The organism is Aminipila butyrica (assembly GCF_010669305.1).
Classification (GTDB): domain Bacteria; phylum Bacillota; class Clostridia; order Peptostreptococcales; family Anaerovoracaceae; genus Aminipila; species Aminipila butyrica.
The window spans coordinates 652,533-676,251 of record NZ_CP048649.1 but is presented as its reverse complement, the minus strand read 5'-3'; the positions used below and the strand labels follow the sequence as shown (position 1 = coordinate 676,251).

At 44.8% G+C, this 23,719-nt stretch carries 25 protein-coding genes; 3 read left to right on the top strand and 22 right to left on the bottom strand.

What is annotated here, in order from left to right; translation table 11 throughout:
* The 3 genes from Ami103574_RS03280 to Ami103574_RS03270 are packed head-to-tail and all read left to right on the top strand — an operon-like array spanning position 1 to position 4,235.
* Positions 1 to 810, top strand: coding sequence for a CheR family methyltransferase (locus Ami103574_RS03280; RefSeq protein ID WP_163065266.1), 810 nt, complete (start codon positions 1 to 3; stop codon positions 808 to 810).
* 12 nt (positions 811 to 822) lie between these two features.
* The gene (locus Ami103574_RS03275; RefSeq protein WP_163065265.1) at positions 823 to 1,980 is read left to right on the top strand and encodes a protein-glutamate methylesterase/protein-glutamine glutaminase; all 1,158 of its coding nucleotides are present in this window, start codon (positions 823 to 825) and stop codon (positions 1,978 to 1,980) included.
* 20 nt (positions 1,981 to 2,000) lie between these two features.
* On the top strand, positions 2,001 to 4,235 hold the full coding sequence (locus tag Ami103574_RS03270) for a cell division protein FtsA (protein ID WP_163065264.1): 2,235 nt from the start codon (positions 2,001 to 2,003) through the stop codon (positions 4,233 to 4,235).
* Positions 4,236 to 4,331: 96 nt separating this feature from the next.
* On the opposite strand, the gene Ami103574_RS03265 is transcribed toward Ami103574_RS03270, so the two are convergent.
* The 22 genes from Ami103574_RS03265 to Ami103574_RS03160 form a co-directional block, all read right to left on the bottom strand.
* Positions 4,332 to 5,735, bottom strand: coding sequence for a Kelch repeat-containing protein (locus Ami103574_RS03265; protein ID WP_163065263.1), 1,404 nt, complete (start codon positions 5,733 to 5,735; stop codon positions 4,332 to 4,334).
* 286 nt (positions 5,736 to 6,021) lie between these two features.
* Positions 6,022 to 7,512: a flagellin N-terminal helical domain-containing protein gene (locus Ami103574_RS03260; RefSeq protein WP_163065262.1), complete on the bottom strand. Its 1,491-nt coding sequence runs from the start codon at positions 7,510 to 7,512 to the stop codon at positions 6,022 to 6,024.
* A 162-nt stretch (positions 7,513 to 7,674) separates the two neighbouring features.
* Positions 7,675 to 7,926 carry a carbon storage regulator gene (locus tag Ami103574_RS03255; RefSeq protein WP_163065261.1) on the bottom strand — a complete coding sequence of 84 codons (252 nt, stop codon included), beginning with the start codon at positions 7,924 to 7,926 and terminating at the stop codon, positions 7,675 to 7,677.
* Positions 7,927 to 7,929: 3 nt separating this feature from the next.
* Entirely contained in the window at positions 7,930 to 8,376 is a 447-nt protein-coding gene (gene fliW / locus Ami103574_RS03250) for a flagellar assembly protein FliW (protein ID WP_163065260.1), read from the bottom strand.
* A 12-nt stretch (positions 8,377 to 8,388) separates the two neighbouring features.
* The gene (locus Ami103574_RS03245) at positions 8,389 to 8,994 is read right to left on the bottom strand and encodes a DUF6470 family protein (protein ID WP_163065259.1); all 606 of its coding nucleotides are present in this window, start codon (positions 8,992 to 8,994) and stop codon (positions 8,389 to 8,391) included.
* Positions 8,995 to 9,092: 98 nt separating this feature from the next.
* A complete protein-coding gene (locus Ami103574_RS03240; protein WP_163065258.1) occupies positions 9,093 to 10,115 on the bottom strand; it encodes a flagellin N-terminal helical domain-containing protein in 1,023 nt (340 codons plus the stop codon).
* A 31-nt stretch (positions 10,116 to 10,146) separates the two neighbouring features.
* Positions 10,147 to 12,939 (bottom strand): FlgK family flagellar hook-associated protein, encoded by a 2,793-nt coding sequence (locus Ami103574_RS03235; protein WP_163067905.1) that lies wholly within the window; start codon positions 12,937 to 12,939, stop codon positions 10,147 to 10,149.
* Positions 12,940 to 12,957: 18 nt separating this feature from the next.
* Positions 12,958 to 13,458, bottom strand: a complete 501-nt coding sequence (gene flgN / locus Ami103574_RS03230; protein ID WP_163065257.1) for a flagellar export chaperone FlgN — start codon at positions 13,456 to 13,458, stop codon at positions 12,958 to 12,960.
* Positions 13,459 to 13,659: 201 nt separating this feature from the next.
* Complete coding sequence (locus tag Ami103574_RS03225) at positions 13,660 to 13,971, bottom strand: hypothetical protein (RefSeq protein WP_163065256.1); 312 nt, start codon at positions 13,969 to 13,971, stop codon at positions 13,660 to 13,662.
* A gap of 207 nt (positions 13,972 to 14,178) precedes the next feature.
* On the bottom strand, positions 14,179 to 14,445 hold the full coding sequence (locus tag Ami103574_RS03220) for an EscU/YscU/HrcU family type III secretion system export apparatus switch protein (RefSeq protein ID WP_163065255.1): 267 nt from the start codon (positions 14,443 to 14,445) through the stop codon (positions 14,179 to 14,181).
* On the bottom strand, positions 14,432 to 15,850 hold the full coding sequence (locus Ami103574_RS03215; protein ID WP_163065254.1) for a hypothetical protein: 1,419 nt from the start codon (positions 15,848 to 15,850) through the stop codon (positions 14,432 to 14,434). Before Ami103574_RS03215 ends, Ami103574_RS03220 begins: the two co-directional genes overlap by 14 nt.
* Positions 15,851 to 15,853: 3 nt before the next feature.
* Positions 15,854 to 16,927 carry a flagellar biosynthesis protein FlhB gene (gene flhB, locus Ami103574_RS03210; protein WP_163065253.1) on the bottom strand — a complete coding sequence of 358 codons (1,074 nt, stop codon included), beginning with the start codon at positions 16,925 to 16,927 and terminating at the stop codon, positions 15,854 to 15,856.
* Between the two features lie 6 nt (positions 16,928 to 16,933).
* Positions 16,934 to 17,710, bottom strand: a complete 777-nt coding sequence (locus Ami103574_RS03205) for a flagellar biosynthetic protein FliR (protein ID WP_163065252.1) — start codon at positions 17,708 to 17,710, stop codon at positions 16,934 to 16,936.
* 1 nt (position 17,711) lies between these two features.
* Positions 17,712 to 17,978, bottom strand: coding sequence for a flagellar biosynthetic protein FliQ (locus Ami103574_RS03200; protein ID WP_163065251.1), 267 nt, complete (start codon positions 17,976 to 17,978; stop codon positions 17,712 to 17,714).
* Positions 17,979 to 18,032: 54 nt separating this feature from the next.
* Positions 18,033 to 18,689 (bottom strand): flagellar type III secretion system pore protein FliP, encoded by a 657-nt coding sequence (gene fliP / locus Ami103574_RS03195; RefSeq protein WP_163065250.1) that lies wholly within the window; start codon positions 18,687 to 18,689, stop codon positions 18,033 to 18,035.
* Between the two features lie 12 nt (positions 18,690 to 18,701).
* On the bottom strand, positions 18,702 to 19,061 hold the full coding sequence (locus Ami103574_RS03190; RefSeq protein WP_163065249.1) for a FliO/MopB family protein: 360 nt from the start codon (positions 19,059 to 19,061) through the stop codon (positions 18,702 to 18,704).
* Positions 19,062 to 19,067: 6 nt separating this feature from the next.
* Entirely contained in the window at positions 19,068 to 19,430 is a 363-nt protein-coding gene (locus tag Ami103574_RS03185) for a response regulator (RefSeq protein WP_163065248.1), read from the bottom strand.
* A gap of 67 nt (positions 19,431 to 19,497) precedes the next feature.
* Positions 19,498 to 20,595: a flagellar motor switch phosphatase FliY gene (fliY, locus tag Ami103574_RS03180; protein ID WP_163065247.1), complete on the bottom strand. Its 1,098-nt coding sequence runs from the start codon at positions 20,593 to 20,595 to the stop codon at positions 19,498 to 19,500.
* 15 nt (positions 20,596 to 20,610) lie between these two features.
* Entirely contained in the window at positions 20,611 to 21,612 is a 1,002-nt protein-coding gene (gene fliM / locus Ami103574_RS03175) for a flagellar motor switch protein FliM (RefSeq protein ID WP_163065246.1), read from the bottom strand.
* Positions 21,613 to 21,806: 194 nt separating this feature from the next.
* Entirely contained in the window at positions 21,807 to 22,028 is a 222-nt protein-coding gene (locus Ami103574_RS03170) for a flagellar FlbD family protein (RefSeq protein WP_163065245.1), read from the bottom strand.
* A 90-nt stretch (positions 22,029 to 22,118) separates the two neighbouring features.
* Entirely contained in the window at positions 22,119 to 23,120 is a 1,002-nt protein-coding gene (locus tag Ami103574_RS03165) for a flagellar hook-basal body complex protein (protein WP_163065244.1), read from the bottom strand.
* Positions 23,121 to 23,253: 133 nt separating this feature from the next.
* The gene (locus Ami103574_RS03160; protein WP_163065243.1) at positions 23,254 to 23,682 is read right to left on the bottom strand and encodes a TIGR02530 family flagellar biosynthesis protein; all 429 of its coding nucleotides are present in this window, start codon (positions 23,680 to 23,682) and stop codon (positions 23,254 to 23,256) included.
* Between the last annotated feature and the right edge of the window lie 37 nt (positions 23,683 to 23,719).

Below are 23,719 nucleotides of genomic sequence, written 5' to 3'. Positions count from 1 at the left end.
ATGCTTTCAATTTCACAAAATGACTTTGTCCGCTTGACGGATTTCATTATTAAAAATTATGGAATTAACTTAAAGGCTAAAAAGGTGTTAATCGAGGGAAGGTTGTCCAACTACCTTTCCTCCAAGGGTTACAGCTCCTTTGCGGAATATGTGGACTACATCACGACGACTAAAAACAATGCCGATATTGAAATCATGCTTAACAAGCTGACCACCAATCATACCTTCTTTATGCGAGAGGAAAAGCATTTTTCGTTTTTTAACGAAGTGATTCTGCCTTATATTGAGGAGACGAACAAGAACCACAGCCTCAGCATTTGGAGTGCAGGTTGTTCTTCTGGCGAAGAACCTTATACGCTTTCCATCATCATGAAGGAATACTTTAAGTCAAAGCCAGTCAAGTGGGATACGCGTCTTTTAGCCACGGACATTTCACAAAATGCCCTGGGCAAGGCAGCCAAAGGATTTTATAACGAAGATTCCCTGAAGGCCCTTCCAACTCCTTGGAAGCAGGCCTATTTTGCTAAAAAAGAAAACGGCTATCAAGTGACCGATGAATTGCGAAAAAATGTGATTTTTCGAACCTTTAATCTGATGGACCCGATCTGTTTTAAAAATAAGTTTGATGTGATTTTCTGCCGGAATGTAATGATTTATTTTGATAAGCCGACCAAGGCTGCTTTAATACAGAGATATTATGATGCACTCAATCCGGGCGGTTATTTAATGATTGGGCATTCGGAAACGGTAGACAGGGAAGAATCCAACTTTACTTACATCATGCCTGCGACCTACCGAAAACCGCTTTAAGGAGGTAGTCTTATGGATCAGAATAAAAAGATACGTGTGTTGATAGTTGACGACTCTGCGGTATACCGAACCTTAATTTCCACCTCCATGTCCGGTAAAGCAGGCATAGAAGTGGTAGGAATAAGTGTCGATGCTTATGATGCACAGGATAAGATTGCCCAACTCCAGCCAGACGTGTTGGTATTAGATGTGGAAATGCCTAAAATGACGGGTATTGAGCTGACGAAAAAGCTGATGTCTACTGCACCGATGCCTATTATTCTGGTTAGTTCAGCCAATATCAGTGTGTTTGATGCGCTGCAAGCCGGTGCGGTAGATTTCGTCCGTAAGCCGGATTCTCATCGGACTATTTCCCCGGAAGCTTTTATCGGGGATTTAATTAACAAGATCCAGATTGCCTCCATCGCCAGGGTTTCCAAGCATCCCCCTGTCAAACCGCTGGAATCGGTGCAGCGAGCTGCCGTATCCATCCCACCCAGCAGTGCCGGAATCAAAACCAGTACTGTGGACAGCATCAAAACAGCAGCTTCAGCTTCCGCTTCTGTGGCCAGCATACTGGGCACTACCTTAAAGGACTGCTCTGATAAAGTCTGCAATTCCACTATCATTGCTTTAGGGGCTTCCACTGGAGGCACAGAAGCTACTTACGAGGTTCTTAAGCGTCTGCCGGCTAAAATCCCGCCAATCCTCATTGTTCAGCATATGCCGATTGTCTTTACCCGACTGTATGCTGAAAGATTAGATAAACTGTGTGCCATGGGTGTCAAGGAGGCAGAAGACAACGATGTACTCAAGCCTGGTCAGGTGTATATCGCTCCGGGAGATCGGCAGATGCGGTTGGTGAAGATGGGCAGCTTATACAAATTGCGCTGCCAAGGTACCGACAAGGTCAGCGGTCACTGTCCGTCCGTGGACGTGCTCTTTGAATCTGTGGCCAACGAATCTTCCCTGCACAATGTAGGCATCATCCTAACAGGTATGGGTAAGGATGGAGCTGCCGGGCTATTGGAAATGCGAAAAAAGGGGGCTTACACGATCGGCGAGAGCCCGGAATCCTGCGTGGTTTACGGGATGCCTATGGTCGCCCAAAAGATTGGGGCCGTACAAATTCAAGCAACTAATAAGGAAATCCCCACCATTCTGATGAGACACCTCAACACCTTGGGATAGCAAAGGAGTTTAATTTCTATATGGACGATAAAAAGATTATTTTTGCGCTGGATATCGGCACCCGCTCTGTAGTAGGGGTTGTCGGCTCTCTCCAGGATGGCAATTTCAATATCTTGGATTATGAACAAGAATTCCATGAAAAACGAGCCATGCGCGACGGTCAAATTGAAGACATCGATATGGTGGCGCAAGTAGCTAGCAGAGTAAAAGCCAAGCTAGAACAGCGCACCGGTCAAATATTTACGAAAGTTTCTATTGCAGCTGCGGGCCGTGCATTGCGTACAGCGGCTGCTTCTTTTTCATTGGATTTAATTTCCAATGAGCCTATTACACCAAAAATACTTCAACACATAGAATATTCCGCCATTCAGCAGGCTCAGGAATCTTTTTTGGCGGATACACCCGAGCAGGAAGGCTCCCTGAGCAACTATTATTGCGTAGGCTACAGCGTTAAAGATTACCTGCTGGATGATTATAAGATAAAGAATTTAGAAGGCCAAAAAGGCTCTAAAGCCACAGTGAATATTATCGCCGCCTTTCTGCCTTCCAGCGTGCTGATCAGCCTCTATGCGGTGACAGCTCAATGCGGCCTGGAGGTGGACAATCTAACTCTGGAACCAATTGCAGCCATTCACGCTGTTGTTCCTGACGATGTGCGTTTCCTCAATATCGCCTTGGTAGATATCGGCGGTGGAACCTCCGATATTGCCATTTCTAAGGATGGCAGCGTAGTGGCTTACGATATGGTGACCACCGCCGGCGATGAAATTACCGAAGCGCTCATGCGGCATTATCTAACCAATTTTGCCACTGCTGAGCGCATAAAACTGATGTTGAACGGTGAAGAGAGCATCTCTTTCAAAGATATCTTAGGGAACTCCATAGAGCTGACACCAGATGAGGCCTTTGCAGCCGTTCAGGATGCTATCCACACCCTGGCCGAAGCCATCAGCCAGCGAATTCTATTGATTAATGGAACCGCCCCTGCTGCCGTCTTTCTAGTCGGCGGGGGCAGCCAGATTCGCGGTCTCTGCCAGCTTATGGCAGAAAAGCTGGGCATGATAGAAAATCGGGTAGCTATAGGAGTAGTGAACACCGATACCAACTTGACCTTATTCAGCGACAGCCTGTACAATCCGACTTTCGTCACGCCAATTGGCATTGGTATCGTCTCCTCTCTCTATAGAGGCTGCGACTTCTTTACGATTACAGTTAACGGCAAACGGATTATGATGTTTAATCAGCAGAGTATCAAGGTCATTGATGCCCTGCTCTTTTCCGGGGTCAAGCCTGCGGGGCTCATCAGTCTGACACCACCACACCTGAGCTATACTTTAAATGGTAAACGAAGAATCGCCAAAAGTATTCCTGGAATACCTGGAGAACTACTGGTAAATGGTGCTCCTGCCACAGTGGAAACAGAAATCCGCCAAGGAGATGAAATCACCGCGATTCCGGCTCAAAATGGCAAAACTCCAGTGCTGTCCCTAGGGGAAGCCTTATCGGAGTTCTTGCTCTCTTCCATCCGCTATGTACTCATTAATGATATCCCCGTTGACATTCATCAGGGAGATACGTTAAATGAACGGAAGATCAGCTATATGGATCAGATTGTAGTTCCGGAACCATACGAACTGGCACCTGTTCCAACGGAAACAACCGAAGTAGAAGCCCAGACAGCGCCTCCAGCGGAAACACAGTCCGAACAGGCTTCAAAGGCGGATGTACAGCCATTAAACGATGTATTAAATCCTAGCGAATTAAGCGAATTAGCTGTAGAAATTAATAAAATCTACTCCCGCGATCTCACGTCCCCTCGCGTATCTCTGCTACTGGCAGAAACCGACGATGGATATGAAGAAGAAGATAACGAGGCAGAAACAGACGCACCATCACCAGATGCAACTGAAATACCTGCCGAAACTCAGAGGATAGCCCTCCAGACCGCTTTACCTGCAACAACCTCCGCCCAGTCAACTCAGGAAAAAGATCCTGAGCCTCTCGTGCCGGAAGAAACACCTCTAGTAACGGGGGGTCCACGTTCTGAAATAAAGTTGACCTTAAACGGCAATTCTATCCATCTGGTTCAGGAAACAGATGAGCCGCTGATTGTCATGCATTTGCTTAAATATGTGGACTTAGACCCATCAAACCCAAGAGGTGACTTGCTGATGAAGCTTAACGGCCAGGAAGCCAACTATGCCGATCCCCTCCACGACCACGATGTAGTCATCATCAAATGGAGTGAAGATTGATAGGTAAATGAAAAGAAGAGTAGGGTAAACCGGCCCCCAAAAGTTAGACCAAGAAACTAACGGATGGGAGGTTGGTTCGCCCTACTCTTTCATTATTTATCCGTTTACACGGACATAGATTTGATATGTTTCTTCATCCAGTTTAGCCTGCACAATAGCTAAACCTTTCTTTACCCCAGTAATCTTACCCTCCGGCGATATTGTCGCTATATTTTCATCCATGGAACTCCATATAACTTGACTTGCATCATCGGTTAGATATAATTGCGCCTTTTCTCCTGATTTCAGATGTACCGCTAATCTGAGTTCGTCAGCATTTTCTACCACCTTTACAGGGATAAATTCTTTGAATATACCATCTGCACTTTCCGCATAGATATTTGCTTCCCCTATAGCCACCGCCGTGACTTTTCCATTACCGTCTACTGTGGCGACTGCTTCGTTAGTGGAAGACCATGTGTAATTAGCGTTGTTGGCTAAGTTGTAGGAAGTGCTAAGCTGAACGGTTTCACCTTCGTTAAGTAAAGCAGCTAGTGTAGTGGTGCCTATAGAGTTTACATCTAGTAAATATACACTATCTAATATTGCACCTTCGCCATAACCACCCATGACATAAATTGTGCCATTAACTACTGCAGAAGCTAAATAAAAACTGACTGTAGGTATAGATTTACCAGGAGTCCAAATATCTGTTTGCGTATCATAAATTTCTACGCGATCTACCAGATTTAAACGATCGTGACCTCCAATAGCATATATTTTATTTCCTACTGCTGAAGATGTTAAGCAGTATCTCACTGCAGGCATTGATTTACCTATAGTCCAAGTATCTGTTTGCGTATCATAGATTTCTACGGTCGACAGTCTCTGTGAATTATTGCCACCCCCAATAGCATATATTTTATTTCCTACGACTGAAGATGTTAAAAGGGACCTTGCTGTAGGCATTGATTTACCTGTAGTCCAAGTATCTGTTTCCGTATCATAAATTTCTACGGTCTCTATTATCCTTGGATTAGTGCCGATAATGCTAACACCACCCATGACATATATTTTATTTCCTACTACTGAAGATGCTGCACCCTCTCTTGCTGTAGGCATGGATTTACCTGTAGTCCAAGTATCTGTTTGCGTATCATAGATTTCTACGGCCGCTAGATTACCTGAATCATTGGCACCTCCAATAGCATATATTTTATTTCTTACTACTGAAGATGTTAAACCAGCCCTTGCCGTAGGCATGGATTTACCTGTAGTCCAAGTATCCGTTTGTGCATCATAAACTTCTACACTATCTAGCTTACCTGTTTTAGCGCCGATAATGCCAGTACCACCAAGAATATATATTTTATTTCCTACTGCTGAAGAAGCTGCATAATATCTTGCTGTAAGCATGGGTGTTTTCGTCTGCCAAGTAGCATCCTCAGCTGCCCATACACCCACACTGGATAACCCTAATACTAGGCACATTGTCATAAAAATTGCTATAAGTCGTTTCATGTTGTTTCCTTCTTTCTTTTATTTAATAAATATTTTACCAATATTATTTCATATTTTCAATATAATTACAATTATTGAATTATATACATATCTCATGTAGAATGAAGTGTTATGCCATCAATCCAGACAAAGATTCTTATTTCATTAAATAAAAAAGCCCTTATTATAGGACTTCTTAAATACCAAAATACTTATAACAGAACCAAAAATGGTGGGCAATATGCCCACCATTTTTGGTTCTGACTTATACAAATAGTGAATCACTACTCGTTCAGCGAATCTGCACTTACTGTAATAACTGCAGCACACCCTGAGGCAGCTGGTTAGCCTGAGCCAACATAGACTGTGAAGCCTGTACTAAGATGTTGTTCTTCGTGTAAGCCATCATTTCCTTAGCCATGTCAACGTCACGGATTCTGGATTCAGCAGAAGTCATGTTCTCTTCTGTTACACCCAGGTTGTTGATAGTATGTTCCAGTCTGTTCTGGATAGCACCCAAGTCACCTCTTGTGGAGGATACGGAGTTGATAGCATTCTTAATCTTGTCCAGTGCATTTGCAGCCCCATCCTGTGTGCTGATATCGATGTCAGCGATTCCTAAGGAGCTAGCGCTCATAGAACCTACACCTACAGTCAGCTTGTTGAAGCTTTCTGCTGTATCACCAATCTGCAGGGTTAAGCCCTTGCCGTTGGAAGTTACATCTAATTGACCAGCACCTGAATTAGCTGTAGAATCATATGCCACAGCAACATTGTCGATGCCATTATCTTTCAGAGCCTGCTGCAGATTAGCCGTAGTTTCCGCATCATCTGCACCTAGGGTTACGCCAATAGTGCCTTCCGGTACAGGCGTAGTACTACCACTTGCTCTGAAGCTAAAGGTCTTACCGCCGATGGAGATGCTATCGTCAGCCTCAAGAACACCAGTAAAGGCCTTACCAGCACCAGCACCTACAACGCTTGTTGCATTGTCTGCATCACCTAATGCAGTAGCTTCCGTATCATCTGTTGCCAGACCGGTAACAGTAGCTGCTTTTGCCCCAGTTGCCTTGCTTTCCAGAACCAGCTTGCCAGTATCTGTGGATACATTGAATAGCTTGGAAACGGCTTCATCCTTAGACAGGGCTTCCTTCATTGCGTTTAGATTCTCAGAATCAGTAGTAGACCCAGTATAGTCAACTTTCAAATTTTTGGAAGTTCCATCGCTGTCGGTATACGTAACCGTGAGCTTCTGATCACCAGCAGTACCCGCTCCGATAGCATCGCTCTTAAACTTGGAAGCTGTAGCAGCAAGATCTGCAGTAGCTGCCGTTGCACCACCAATAATTGCACCCTTAGCGGAGATCTTGTCGCCCATGGTTCCGTCCAGAAGCTTGATGCCATTAAAGTTAGTGGATTCTGCGATACGATCTACTTCGGAAAGCAGAGAATCTACTTCCTTCTGCAGGTTTGCTCTGTCTGTAGTCTCGTCAAAGGTACCGTTAGCAGACTGGGTAGCCAGCTCGGTCATTCTGTTCAGCATGCTGTGTACTTCTGTTAAAGCACCTTCAGCAGTCTGCACTAGGGAGATACCGTCGTTTGCATTGTCCTGAGCCTTCTGCAGACCAGTAATCTGAGCTCTCATCTTTTCGGAAATAGCCAATCCAGCAGCGTCGTCGCCAGCTCTGTTGATTCTGTATCCAGAAGATAATTTTTCCAGGTTCTTTCCTAATGCACTGTTGTTGCCGCTTAACTGTCTGTAAGAGTTCTGTGCAGCTATATTATGTTGTATTCTCATTTTATTTCCTCCTTGAAAGTTCACTCGAGCAATCCGTTGCTCTCATAATAATGATGTTTTATATTAGATACAGCTAAGATTCGTACGCAATCCCAGCTGTAATCTTCATGTTTTATATATCGTGTCATCTCCCGAAAACATAAGGCTTTTTTCCAAAATATTTTATTTTTTTTCCGCTTGTTTTCGTACTAAATTGGCAAAGTTAGATAAGTTCTCCGCCGTAGGCAACATGGCCGTTCCTGCAGCTTCAATATTCAAATCCCCAGCATCCTTCAGTTCCTTCCGCAAGATTTTAACCTCCTTCGGCGCTTCGATGGCAATACGTACCCGGTCTCCATTAATCTCTGAAATGGAGATTTCGATATTCTCGCCTATCAGGAAAGCTTCTCCCTGCTTTCTCGTAAGTATCAGCATACGTTAACCCTCCTTCGGCACCATAGGCTGCCGCATGGAATAGTCAGAATCCTCCAAAATAAACTGTTTCGCCAGCCTATTTTCTAGGTTGAAAATAATTGGACACTTAAGGTTCACAGTGGACTCTTCAAACTTATCCCGAATCACCGCTATACAACAAACTGTATGCTTCGTTTCCTGACCTAGCTTAATCTCGGACAAGTGCTTTTCCGGCATCTGGTAAGGATTATAGTCCGCACAGATGTAGTAAGGGTTTAAAACCATCAGGGCCAGCTCTGGGTCTTCTGCTGACTGCAAACAGAGCAGCCAATCGTCCCCCGTATCCAAGTGATCTTCTGCAAACCCCAGCAGCACATACCGGGTCTGTTTCTCAAAGCCGAAGAGACCAGAAGGGAAGGTAATAATCCGTTCCTCCGGAACCTTTACCATGCCAAAATATTTTGTCTTCATGTACACTTCCTCTTACTTTTCCTCCGACCCTACGTAGCTCGGATCTGCACTTGGCGGCACATAGAGCGGACCGCCAATGTAGTTGATGATGACGTCTGGCCACTGAGTGACAACCAGTTCAATATCTCCCGGCGTAAATTCTAATGGCTGCTTGTTTTGCTTAAAGTCAAAGTTCAGCTTATCCATCTCATAGCGAATACTCAAGTCTCCAGGCTCCCAAGAGATGTCTGCCGGATGATCTGGAATCCAACGGATGTTCGGAGTCTGATGCTGGTTATTTCCCAGCCGCAGTTCCGATATCTGGCGCAGGGCTTCATCGGTAAACTTCACATCCATATAAATCTGCCCCTCTTCCGCATACCTGGCAGTAGCCTCATAAGCTGCCTGCTTTCCTTTATTGGCATAATTAGTCATAGAATCCTTCACCGTAGGATTCACACTGCGCCGAGCTTCAAAGGTATCAATATTTAACTTGATGGGACGGCTTTTCATATGCAAGCCGCCTTTTTCGGTCGACATCTCTACTTCAACAGTGGACTTGGCTGGCTTATATTCGCAGTCCGTAACCCTATATTCAATAGAAATAGGGACTGTTTTAATTTCTATTAATTGCTGCATAATTATTCCTCCTTGAATATACACGCTTTAAAACTTCCCTGTCATAACGCGATTACACACCTATTTATTATACCGATAAATGCCCTTAAAAAGATGAATTAGGACATAAAGTCGATGAAGGAGTTCGACAAAATGTTCTGTCCGGTCTTTAACAAGGCCTGATACATATAATCCACGGAGTTTAAACTCATGATGGCTTCCTCCGAATCAATGTATTCCACATCACTGATTTTATCGGCAATGTTGTCCTGCAGATCTTCCAGCCTAGACTGGGTATACTGCAGAAACATGCTGTCGCTGCCCGTCTGGGTAGTGGCATTGAGCACGTTTTGCTTGAGTTGCTTAAATTTAGTTAGGTAATCCCCCAATTCCGATTGTTCACAATCGCTGTCCAGCATCGCCGCCATATCACCGATGAGCACCACCATGTTGTTGGCTAAGCCATTGTCGTCTGTACCGTACCCGATGACATTGATTCCCGCCGTAGCCGTATTGTAGGCGCTGCTGCTGATTACCTCTCCGTCCTTAAACTCCAATCCAAAGCCCAAGTCCGTGTACAGCGTATCTCCAGCCAGTTGCGAAAGAAGGGCATTGCTATCTGTAGCAGTCCCATCCGGCCACACATAATCGGTGTTACCGCTGACATCTACGCCCCGATAGGTAAGTACATTTTCTTTCAGCTCGAAAGGAACATCCTCCAAGTTGCTGCCTCCGAACAAAAATTTATCCCCATACTTCGTATTCATATCTTTGACAATCGTCTCCTGAACACTGCGAAACTGCTGAGCCACGATAGCCTTATCTTCTGCTGTATTCTTCGTTCCATCCATAATGGAGAGCAAGCTGCTATACACATCTTCCAAGGCTTTGCTCACCTGAGTCATTGCACTTTCTTTGGTAGACAGTGTCGACTGAGCGTCCGTTACGTTAGTCATGTAATCATCGGCCTGGATTGCCTGGCGACGCAGCTGATAAGCCTTTGCCGCTCCGCTGGGATTCTCAGAGCCCTTAAAAAACTTTCGTCCAGAGCCCACCTGTTTATTTACATAGCTTAAGTCGCTTAACGCACCACTCACTCTTGTGGTATACTGGCGCGACATCATCGTCTGAGTTACTCTCATGGCATGTTCACCTCTCTATTCCTCTCTATAATTACAGTCCAGCTTTGCCCATCTGGTTTATAATTCGTTCCAAACACTCATCCAAAGCAGTCATCAACCGAGCCGAAGCATTGTAAGCCTTTTGATACTGCATGATGTTGACTCCTTCTTCATCTAGGGAAACACTGGAAATAGCATCTCTAGACGTCTGAATTTCTCCTAATATGGTCTCATGGTTAGCTGCCATATTGCTGATGGAACTGATGTCCAAAGATACCACATTGCTGACATTAGCCAAATATTCCTGGAAAGTACCATTGTATAGAAAACTTTCACTTCTATAATCCAGCTTGCTCTCCGCCGCGTCTAAGATTGGTTTACCTTCCTTATCCTTTGCAATAGAGCCATCTGGGTTAGTCTTATACATTACGCCATCGGCATTGGCTACAGTAACCACAGTCTTCTTCCCGTCAGCATCGGTGGTGGTCATAGTATAGTTGCCGTCATCATCCTGTCCGTTGGCTACTACAGTAGTGCCGTCTGGCCCCACGTATTCTCCAGTAGTGGTCGTAGATGGACTAAGAGTCTGGGCATCCAACTGATACTGACCAGTACTTCCATCGCCTTTGTAGATAATACCGTCACTGTTTACGGCCGTGGTATTTGTTCCGTCCGTGTAAGTAAATACATTGTCGGCTGTCTTCGTATACGTATTTGTACCATCTGTATAATTGTTATCATCAATTTTAGTCAAATTTATGGACTTATAGTTGACCATATCCTTATTCGCCACTAACGCCCCATCCAAAGTATAATTTCCGTTTCCATCCCTGCCATTGGCACCAATACTTGTAGTTCCGTCAGCAGCAGTCTTCAGGTAATTGCCATTCACGTCCTTGTTCGCCACTGGACCGGTAGAATAGGTCATTTTAGTAGAAATGGTAGAAATCATCAGCAGGATATTATCGCTCTGGCCGGAGTTGCTTCCAGATCCTACTTGTGTGGTCTTACTTGGTGTAATACCATATTTACCATTTTTCCAGCCATCAGAGATTCTCAGGTTTTCAGCAGTGAAAACACTGGCGCCATCAGAAGTCTGGAAAAGATCTTCCACCACCCCAGTGGTCTTTGGGTTATCGTTCAGTTTATTTAAAGTAGTTGCCAACTGATTAGCCAAGGAGTCCAGCATTTTCTCGTAATAACCGATTCCTCGAACTTCGTTGGCCTCATAGTCGAATACCCCTTCGCTGTTAAGCATCTCCAAAGCACCTTTCAAGGCTCCTGGTGATGCCAACTCTTCCGCATCAAAAGTGCTTTCAAAGGAAATGCCTATGGATTCTAGCTTGCTCCGATCTACAGTGGTCGAGGTAGCTCCCGCATTCCACTTGACAGCATTACCGTTTTTATCTGTCACTGGGTTGCCGTCAGCATCGGTAAAGGTATAGTAGCAGGTAGTGAAGTCCCCCGGCGTATACATCTGAGTAGCCGTGATTCCGTAAGCTGCTAATTCAGACTTAATCTTTGCATCACAGCTAACTGCTGAGGCGGCATACTTGGCAGACTTAGACTGGTATTTTTCCAGAGTTTCCTGTTCCTTGAGGGCAGCTGTTCTGGCGTTTATCAAAGTAGCCCTATTGCTGACTGCATCATTTAAAGTCTTGTACAGGGCTTTCATATCATCCTCGCTAGGCTTCGGATCAGCTTTCAATGCGTTGTTTACGGCAGTCTGAGCATCAGAAACAGCCGTTTTAGCCGTCTCAATCTGTTCATCATAGCCTCCTGAGCCAGTGATAGATTCTGCTATGGTCGTCAGCTTTTCAGCCAACCTGGTGTAATCTAAAGCAGAGCCTGCCGGGTCAGCGTCTGGATCGCTTGGATACGATTTTGCCAACTCGCTGTTGATGTTTTGCAATCCAGCGTTGGCGGTGGACATCGCCTTTAACAGGTTATTGATATCGGTCACCATTTGCTTGGCCGCAATGGCGGAATTATCAATCGTGACGGTCGCCTTATCCAAGCCGTCATCCCCCTGCGTCTTCACGGTAAAACTAGACGCACTATCATTGTGTATCAGCGGCTGCTTAGAACCGTCTTCTCCCACCATACTGATGGTTACATCATCTACGACAATCCCGCCCGCCATCTCTTTTGGTGAATACTTTACGTCAATCTTCATGTATTCTGCCAGCTGATCTAACAGCAGGTTCCGCTCGTCTTTCAACTCCAAAGCCTGTCCGCCGCCGCTCTGTACCTCTCGGATACTTTTATTCAACTCGGCAATATTGCCCATTAAATCATTCAGCGTCTTTTCAGTTACTTCCTTAAGGTTGTATTCCTTTTCCTCCCGCACAATAGAGATTTGAGATGCATACTGATTGAACTGTTTTACTAAGGTAGATGCAGCATCCCTCACAATACTGTCAAACTCGGAACTGTTAGCATTGGAAGCAAAGGCTTGTAATTGCGTAACAAATTTGCTAAAACTATCCATAAGACCACCGTTTTCAATCTCGTCAAAAACCATAGATAAGTCTTTCAGGGTGTCTAACTTAGCCTCCTGCTCTCCTAGGTTGGCTGCCTCTCTACGAAAGCGCACATCCAGAAAGGAGTCCCTAATCTGAGAAATACTGCCTACCACAGAGCCTTGTCCCACTTGGGTGGAGGTCCGGGTACTGTACTGGTCTGCCGAACCTGCGGCAGCAGCAGAGTATACATCAGCCCGCTGCCTCGTGTAGCCTGTAGTGCTGACATTGGAAATATTTTGGCCTGTTACATCTAACTGCTTTTGGGCCGTGGTCATCCCTCTAAGGGCTGTTGTAAACGAATAAAATGTAGATCGTAGCATTGGGTTTTCCTCCGTATCCTAAGCTTTAGTAGGTTTGAATCGGCCAGCCGCACTGCCGCCTTCCTGTTGCTGCGCAATCTTGTCATAAATGCCCAACTCTGCAGGTGTTGACGGTTGTCCGCCAAATTTATTCATAAACGTCTCAATGGTGTGAAGTCTTAGATCAATATGAGTCTTTAACGTCTGTATAATCTCTCGGAATTGATTTGTTTTAATAGACAGCTCCTCATAAGAGCTCTCCAATTCACTGCGAATACTGCCCTCGGACGGGTCTATGCCGTTGATAATCTGTCGGTAGGTCAATCCTTCCAAACCTACGGCTTTCATAGCGGCTTCCCGTTTGGTGTCTAGTCCTCTCAGTTGGAGCAGATAAACCTGCTCCGCTTTTAAAAAGCTGTTCAGATGTTCAATGTTTTTATTCTCTACGGCTTTCAGCTTATCCTGTTCGAAGCGAATCAGCTCATCCATCAAGGAGATGTAGTCGTCCATGATGTCTTTAATCTGCATGTACTTGTTCATATGCGTTTCCTCCTACGTCTCTTGCCATCTGGATTCCTGTCAGTCGCATCCTGCGGTAGGGTTCATCTGGCGGTGTATTGTATCTATCTGCGGCCTGTTTCGCCACATTGGTTCGTTGTCTATGGGGATATCCCTATCCATCTAAACTGGTGTTTCGTTGAAAGGCTTAAGCTCTGACCTCCGTTAGGAATCAGCCCCTGACTAGAAATCTGCTTCTGTCATTAGCAGCTTTTTAACGATGTCGTTAGCATTAATCTCGTATTCGCCTCTGGAAATCTGCTGAGCTAAGCCATCCAGCTTTTCAGCGGAGGCACTCGTTCTCACCTCAGCAGCAATCTGACTCTTCAGCGAGTTGGCAAACTGCGCTTCAGCAATCTGCTCCTTGGAAGCATTAATCGTAATAGAATCCCTATTTTGCACCGACTGTTTATACACTGGCTTCGTTGCCTCAGCAGAACCCTGAGTATTCTTTTTATTAATCTGGGTATTGAAATAATTTCCCGTAATTTTCATAACACACACCTCTTTGTTTCATCTGAATTCATAAAACCTTATAGTATATATCGGCTGCGGGCTTTAAAAGCTTTAATATTATTTTTATTTTTTTGTAGGAAATGAAAAAATGCCACCCATGTTAAACATGAATAGCACCTTAAATAATCAAATTTAGGTTATATAATCCAGCTTTCACTTTAATTTTTAGCTTAAACAAATGGATATTTATTGTTTAAAATTCAAAAAGTAAATATAGATTTCTACCACCGCCCGATATACTTCCTCTGGAATCTGGGCCCCCAGCTCCAGCTGGGATAACACGGTAGCCAGAGACGTATCCTCATATACCGGCACATCCATGTGGTTGGCTACCTCCACAATCTTCTCCGCCATGTGTCCTAAGCCGGAAGCGACGATAACTGGAGCCGCGCCTTGCTTTTCGTCGTATTTCAGGGCTACCGCCCGTTGTCTGGAACCGCTATGCTGTGACATTGACCATATTCCTCCCTTCAAAGAGCTTATGGAACACATCGGAAATCGCCTTTGGCTGGGCGCACTTATCCGCCATATACGAACGGAACTTCAATTCATTTCTCTCCATGATGGCAAAAATGCTATCTTTTATCTGGCCTTTCATGGGCTCCAGCCCCTCGGGATAGAAAAATTGCATGTCTACCTTGCTATTCTGCACCAACAGAATCATCTCGAAGAAACCTAAGTCTTTGATATCAAATTTAACCAGAAGTTTGACTGCCGTGCCGGCCTCTTTTTCATTCCTTTCATCGCTGTCCGGATCTACCCACACCTCGGAAAACATCTGCCGCCCGTTGTATTCCACTGGAAACATCATGTGAAGCAGGGGCATGTAAACACTTTCGTTCAGTAGGGCAGACTGGAGAATATTCTGGAACACCTGGGTATTCTGATATCCAGCCTGTCCATCCAGACCCTTTGTCAGAATGTTTACCAGCTGATCCTGAAGCAAATGAGCCTTGTCTCCTTTTGCTCCAGCAAAAATACTGTCAGCCAATTCTGCAATCAAGCTGTTGGAGACCTTACTGCTGATTTCTGGAATGCCTAGCAGGGAGTTTAATGCTTCCGAGAAGGCTTCTTTGCCGCCCATCTCATAACGAGCAAAATTGAGGATGAATAAGCTGATATTATCCCGAACACTGCCGTAATCTTTGGTCTGGGCTATGTAATTAGACAGCAGGGGGATAAGGTTTTCCCTCATGAAGGCTAGATTTCCAGACACATTACCTTTTCCTGCAGTGGTATCGATGTTCGCAGCCATCTCCCGCAGCTTATCACCAGAGGATTTCATCATCCGATCTGCAATATTATTCAAGTTAGATAAGATATTTTTCAAGGCGTGATCGTTGGCCGTGATGGCATCATACCGCCGAAGGAACTCCAACATCAGGGCCTTTGCATCCCCAGACACATTTTTATTGCTCATCAAATCCCTTATAATGTCGAAGAAGCTGCCAGTAAATTTTACAGAAGAGCCTTGCATCCCTTTTAGCAGGTTTAAAAGCTCGGCATCCGTGACCTTCATCATTTGCAGGTACTTTGCCATTTCCGCTGCAATACCGCCGCTCATACCAGAACTGACGATACTTCCATACCGGGTGAAGAATAGCCTAGCCGTCTCCGCAGACATACCTGGCGTACTGGCTAGCTTGTTTAGAAAGGAATCAAAATTAGATTTCAGATGAGGTGAAAATTTATTGGTATCCTGATCATTGTTCAGGTCTTTACGATCATTACCGGGCACCCGACTGGGGTTAATGGTATTGTTGATGTTGGTGGTGGGATCCTGATTGGTATTAGGACGCACCCGGCTGGCGGCATCTTGGCCGTTCAGGGGAGTGGTCACGCGAAGTATATCTGCCATAAGCTAGTTCCTCTTTATATCCTTATCATTCTTCTTTATGCTATACACCAAAGCAAAGACTTCTGCTATGGCACTGTAATACGCATAGGGAATCTCCATTTTCAACTCAGCAGTAGCGTAAATAGCCCGGGCCAAGGGCCTATCCTCCAAGATATAGACTCCATTTTGTTCCGCGATGGCCACAATTCGCAAAGCCAGCTCATCCTGGCCCTTGGCCACGACCACCGGAGCCTGGTCCGTTTCCGAATCATACTTGAGTGCCACAGCGAAGTGTGTCGGGTTTCGGATAACCACATCGGCAGTGGGAACGGCCTGCATCATTCTGGAAGTGGCCATCTCACGCTGCTTCTGCTTAATCTTACCCTTAATCTGAGGATCTCCTTCTGTCTGCTTGAATTCTTCCTTGATTTCCTGCTTGCTCATCTTAATCTTGCGCTCGTATTCCCAGCGTTGATACAGATAGTCTAAACCGGCTACAAAGACGAAAATGATGCAGACCATATAGGCCATCTTCACCACCGCCCCCAGCACATAAACAGAAGACTGCATGGGATCCAAGAAAAGCATCCTCGCCATTTCTGTAAAGCGGGCATAAATAAATTTATACAAAATCACCACAATAATAGTAATTTTAATCAGGTTTTTAATCAGTTCTACTCCGCTGCGCACGGAGAACATGCGGGAAATACCGTTGATCGGGTTAAACTTGCTCAACTTAGGCTTCATGGCTTCTGAAGAAAACAGAAACTTGGTCTGAGCTCCTGTGGAGAGGATGGCAATGCCCGCACTGATTAACAACAGAGGCAAGGTGGATATGACCATAGCCTTAACAGCTTCTACAGTAACTTCTGTTCTGGCTGCGTCGCTGAATACGTCCACGCTGACCATCTTTCCCATGATAAACGAGAAAAAGGAACCAAACGTCTCATACATGTAGGGAAAAAGTTTCTTTAGTACAGAGAAGATGACTAACAAAGAGATGACGCTGGTTACGTCTTTACTTTGAGGTACATTACCCTTTTTCCGTTCGTCTTTTCGTTTTTTCGAGGTGGCTTTTTCAGTTTTTGATTGCGACAAACCTCATCACCCCATTAACTTGGCCAACTGCACGATGGCACTGAATAATTGATCAATCAGACTCTCCACGAAACTCAAAGTAGGCGTAAAGAGAATGAGCAAAAAGACCAGTCCTGCAAAAATTTTTGCCTGTATATTTATCATAATCACATTAATCTGTGGTATATTCCTCATTAAGATGCCGAAGGCCATCTCCACGAAAAACTGGAGGGCAATCATTGGCATAGCCAGCTTAATACCCAAAATCGTACACTGGCAGAATACAGAAATCATCCCTGTGGCTAGGTCTTCCCCAAACAAGGTCTGCCCATAAGGAACAGCCTTCGACAGCTCTAAAAATAGCTTAAATAAAGTCAAATGCCCTTGCACGTGAAAGAACATAAAAATAAATAAAATATTATAAAACGTTGCATTCAAGGACAGGGATACGTTGCTGGCTGGATCGTAAACTTTAGACATCGATAGGCCCATCTGCATGTCGATGACCTCACCACCCAGTATAATTACATAAGTGAATAAACTGACCGCAAAACCTACCACGAAGCCCACCACCAACTCTTTAACCCCGATGACGATATATTCAACCGTGGAATCGATAACCTCTATGGTGGAGATATCTGTATACGAGAAAACTAGGATGGCCAGCATTAAAGAGATGCCTGCTTTCATCATCGGCGGAACATTTTTTCTTCCCAATATAGGGTTTAAGGCAATGCACCCCACCATTCTCATCAAAATCAGCCCGAAGACCGTCAAATTATTAATTGCTAAAAAGGACTGCATGTTATAACTCCAGCATGGTATCGAAAATCATCTTTGTAAAATCCACCAGAGTGGATAAAATCCAGGAACCGGTCACCACCAGGATGATACCAATGATAAACAGCTTTGGCACAAAGGTAATGGTCTGTTCCTGTATAGACGTAGCCGCCTGAAAGATGGCAATAATTAGCCCCACCGCCATACTGACCAGAAGTATGGGCGATGCCACCTCTGCTGCAACCAACACAGCTGTATGCAGTACATCAAATATAGGTGAATAGGTTTCCATTTCTCCTCACTTTCCCTTGGCCTGGCTTGCGAAAGATGTCCTTCACGGCCCGGCTTAGTTAAAGCTGCTCACCAAGGTGGTGAAGAGCAGTTCCCAGCCATTGACTACTACGAAAAGCAACAACTTAAACGGCATAGATATCATAGATGGCGGCAGCATGACCATACCCATGGACATAAGCACGCTGGCGACGATGATATCAATGACTAAAAAAGGGATATATAACAAAAATCCCATGAGAAACGCCCGGCTCAACTCACTGGTCATGAAGGCCGGAATCACTACGTGCATGGGAACGTCCGTTAAATTCTCCGGCCGATCTAGGCCTGCAAAGTTTAAAAATACGTTCAAGGATTCTACCTTCGTTTGTTTCAGCATGAATTCCTTGAGGGGAACAGAGGCCGTATCGATGGCCTGCTCCTGGGTGATTTGATCTGCCTTATAGGGCTGATACGCTTGTTCATTAATGTCTGTGATGACTGGCTGCATGATAAACAGCGATAAAAACAGGGCGATGCCTATAATAACTGTATTAGGCGGGGTCTGTTGTAACCCCATAGCATTTCGCAAAAGCGATAAGACGATGACGATTCTGGTAAAAGACGTCATCATAATTAAAATGGAAGGCAGCAGGGCAATCAAGGTCAGAAGGACCAGAATCTCCAATGTCTGCATGCCGGTCCCATTTATTGAAAGAATTGAATCAGTCATGTGCCTATTACCTTATTCCTTATTTTTATTCAAATGCTTCTGCAGAGCACTTTTAAAAGTCATCATCTGCTGAAGACCCATCGGTGAAGCGGAACCTTCCATCTCCACCAATTCGTCTTCTGACAACTCCTTGATAATCTGGACATTCTGAGAGGTCACACCGGTTAGATAATAGCTTTCGCCAATCTGGACGATCATCATCATCTTATCCTGCCCTAAGAGCATCCGATCCACCACCCGCATATACTTGGTACCACTCATCTTGCTGGCACCTAGAGCTACATATTTGCTGAATACATAGCTTAAATAGATGACACCGACCACTGCCATCAGAGCCAGCATCAAAGGTATAATCGAACTTAAAATCTTCATCACCTCTTACTGTGGCAGGACTGCAGATACCGTCTTCAATATCCGGTCCGGCTTGAACGGCTTTACAATGAAATCTTTGGCACCCAGCTTGATAGCTTCAATAACCATAGCTTCCTGACCCATGGCAGAGCACATAACAACTTTGGCATCAGGGTACTTGCCTGTAATAGCCTTTAAAGCCTCTAGGCCATCCATATTTGGCATGGTGATATCCATGATTACTAAGTCTGGTTTAATCTCGTCGTACTTCTCCACAGCCTGCGCACCATCCCCAGCTTCATATAAATCCGTGTATCCATTCTTGGACAAAGTATCCTTGATCATCATACGCATAAATGCTGCATCATCAACTAATAAAATTTTTGCCATCTTTTTACCTCTTTCTTTAATAGCTCCTGAAAAACCGATTATTCTCTCTTCACGCTTATTTTTACATCTATAGACTGTTAATGATATCAGTCTTTTTGATTACTTCTGTGATTCTGACACCGAAGTTATCATCAACAACTACCACATCGCCCTTTGCGATGCATTGACCGTTTACATATACGTCCACCTGATCTCCTGCCAGCTTATCCAGCACCACCAAAGATCCTTGTCCCAGTTCCAGAATATCCTTCACCAGCTTCTTTGTGCGGCCAATTTCTACGGATACCTGCAGTGGTACCTTCATAATCAAGTCCAGATTCGTCCCTGCCTCAGCGGGGGAGACCTCATAATTGTGGTAAATCGGCTGCACGTTAATCAGCCTTGGGTCTGCCGGGTATGGCTGTCCATACATCTGCGGCGGATAGCCTTGCGGCATCATCTGCGCTGGCTGAGCCATCTGACTCTGCATTTGCGGCATCGGTGCTGGTGCGGCCGGAGCAGCTGCCGCTGATGCCATGTCCGGAATCGGTGCTGGTGCAGCTTCTCCCTCAGACTTTTCATTTCCATCCATAAATCCAAAAGAAGCAATCAGTTTCTTGCAGAGATCCATCGACAGCATAGTGATAAACTTACTGGAAAAAGTATCTTCAATCTCAATATTAAAGTACACTTCCACCATAGGCTCATCTGACTTAAAATATTTCTGTTTAAAGGTTTCCGCATTCTCCACTTCGAAAGCTACCGGCGTGGAGATATTGACCACCGTGCCAATGACATCGGCCATCGCGGTAGCGGATGCCCCCATCATCTGATTCATCAGCTCACAGACGGCGCTCAAAGAAAGTTCATCCAATTCGAAGGTATCCGGGTCAATCTCCGTATACATAAGGATTTCTAGAATTTTACGGACATCATCTCGTTTGAGCAGCATCAAATTGTTGCCATCTAAACCAGTCACGTAGGTAATCTCTACACCTACAGCAGGCTCAACCTCGCTGATTTCAAATTCATCATAACCCCGAATCTGCACGTTAGGCGTGGTGATGGTCACCTTTCTCCCCAACATATCAGACATGGCCGTGGCCGATGATCCTAAGCTGATGTTTAGGATTTCACCGATACCATCGATCTCCATGGGGGTAAAATAAGTATTGTTATCGTTCATATATCACCTCTGCTATTATCGGGTTATGGTCGTACCCGTTATCTTAACTGCAACACTGCCTTTTTTCTCACCCAGACGTCCCTTATACCATGGTTTATCCTCCACGTATATAGCCACATCTGAGTCTTTAGGCTTTCTTAAGTTAATTACATCACCTGGCTTCAACGAATACACGTCTTCCAGAAGCATATTCGCTTCTCCCAGGAAGGCCCGTACCTCCAGCTGAGAATCCCGCAAGCTCTCCAGAATCTCCTCTCTGGCAATCTCCGTGGTATGCTCCCTTCTCTTGCCAGCCAGGTTAGTCTGATCTACCAGCTTAAATACGTCTTCCATGAGGCTGCCCGGTATGCAAATATTAAAGGTACCGGTGGTATCCTTAATTTCCACATTTAACACCACGATGACCACCACTTCATCCGCCTGAATGCTCTGAATCAGCCGGGGATTGGTCTCAATCTTATCAAAGCGAAACCCCACATCAAAATAGCTTTGCCAGGACTCCTCCATGATAGGCAGCAGCCGAACCATGACGTTTTCAAAGAGAGAAATTTCCACATCTGTAAAACTCCCGTCAGAGTCCACTCCTTCTACGTCTCCGCCTCCTCCCAGCATTCGATCAATCAAGGCATAAATCACCTCATTGCTCATCTGGGCCATTAAGGTCTCCGTATCACCTTTCCCGTTGTTGACAGAACCGTCTACCATGGCTACGATGTCGTTTTCCGACAACGCATTGTTAAACTCAAAATATTTCTGTTCTTCAATGTCCACCATTTCCACTTGGCAGGAAAGGCGCATCATGCTGGTCAGGTAGGACGACATAACTCGTGCAAAATTTTCATATACACTGAAAATTAGCTTTAACCGGTCTCTGGTGAATTTTTTAGGAGTCTTAAAGTCATACTTCTTTACTTTTTTATTTTCCTCCTCATCAATCAATTTCTCTTCTTCATCAGAAGAGGTGTTGAGGGAATTGAGCAGGGCGTCTATTTGACTTTGTGATAATACATCAGCCATCTAAGTCTCCTATTGTTTCCTTCTTTTTAATTTCTCAGTTCTAAAACAACCTATAATCCTCCCCTTGGGGGATTTGTTATGCAATAGTAATGGGATGCCTGTCGAAAGTCAACTGGCCTATCTATATAAATTTTAGGCAATCAGGCCTTTCCTCCAAGAGAGCCAGCCTAAAAGCCCAAAATGAATATCCAACGTTATGGATGCTGTCTAAATGTTTCCTTTAAATCTTCCAGTCGATTTGCCACTTTGGCATCGAATTGGATAATCCTTTCGAGGATTTCCTCAAGGGATTCCTGAACGAGATAATATTCTTTGTTGTTCAAGACAATCTTAGATTCCGGTATCTTTTCAATAATCTGTATCAGTTGATGATTCAGAAGAAATGTTGTACCGTTTAATTTTGTAAGCTTAATCATATGTTCACTCACTTTATCATACGGTATGGAGGGCCTCGCCAGCTCCTCCATACCTCATATTATATTACCTTATACGCTTTTGTGTGTTCTTTATCTCTTTAAGTTTACCAACTCTTCCAGCATGGAGTCTGTCACAGTGATAATTCTTGTGTTGGCTTGAAAGCCTCTCTCTGTGGTAATCATATCTGTGAATTCTCTGGACAAGTCCACGTTGGACATTTCCAGACAACCTGACTGAATCTCACCAGTAGAGTTCTGTCCTGACGGGTTAACCGTAATCGTGCCCGTGTTGGCTTTAGCGGTGTAGTAAGAGTTTTCTCCTCTTTCCAGCGCATTTGGGTTCGGTACATTGGCGATGGCAATCTTGGCAATCAAGATGGATTCCCCTTTATCGTTGGTACCAGTTATGCCGCCGTCTTGGCCAACCGTAATTTTCTTCAAGGTCATAGGCTCGTATGTCCCTGCCTCTGTGCTGGCATTCGGCAGCCGAATAGCTGTAATCTCATTCATATTTAATTCGTAGCCCGCTGTTTTACCGTCTGTGCCGCCATCGGTCTTATATTCGCTGGCAAATCCATATACCAGACGGCCGTTGGAATCTACTAAGTTGCCGTCACCGTCAAAGTTGAAAATGCCCACGCGGGTAAGGCTTAAAGCACTGACTTTTGTCTGATCTACTTCACCCAGCTTCGCATTATCTTTCTTCGAACCATCATCCTCATAACCGCTTTCCACATCGATTCCTTCTCTCACCCCAGCAGCTTCTTCCGGCATCTGTCCAACCAGAAAGAAACCGTTGCCTACAATCATGCAGTCCAGAGGGCTGTCGGTAGTAGCTGTACCACCACTGGTCATCAGGGAATCGATAGAGCCTAGCTTAGATCCGTAACCCACTTGGGAAGGGTTGGTACCGCCGTACACGGTACCAGCGTTGCCTGCACCGCTGGACGTAGCGTAGAATACATCACGGAAAGTAGCTCTGGCTGCTTTGTAACCGTACGTGTTTACGTTGGCAATATTGTTGCCGATAACGTCCATTTTAGCCTGATGAGCCCGCAGACCTGCTACCGCAGCGAACATTGATTTAACCATTTATTTTCTCCTTTCAGTGCCGTGAGGAAATCTGTCAGTCCACAGATTTCATAACCTCCATAAATGGTCCAGTTATTTTGTCACGGTTTATTTCAATAAGTTATTTCATTTTATTAAATTGTCTATTGACGATTTACAGTATTACTGCCCCGTCGATGTTCGTGAACACATTATCTCGCATCTCGTTGCCGCTCATAGTGGTCACTACTGTTTTGTTTGGTACATTGACGATAAAGGCGTTTAGTGAATCGAAAATAACCACGTCTTTAGCCCCCTTGGCATCTGCTTTTTTCACTGCTGAGTTTAAGTCGTCCATCAGCTCTGGGGTCAATTCAATGCCTCGTTGAAGCACTCGTTCCTGAGCATGCTTAGAAAATTGAATACCTTGTCGTTTATCAGCTCCGCTGTTCTTATCCAGCTGTTCCTGCAAAAGAGTACCAAAATCTGCGCCAATTTTAGTTACGCCAGTATTTTGTGTCACCTGCCCTGGGTTATTCACATTCCTGCTGCCTACTAGCTGATTAATATTCTGATAGTTCGTCCCAACTTTAATGTCTGCCATGTTGCACCTCCTTTTCTATCAGATTGATCTATGGCTT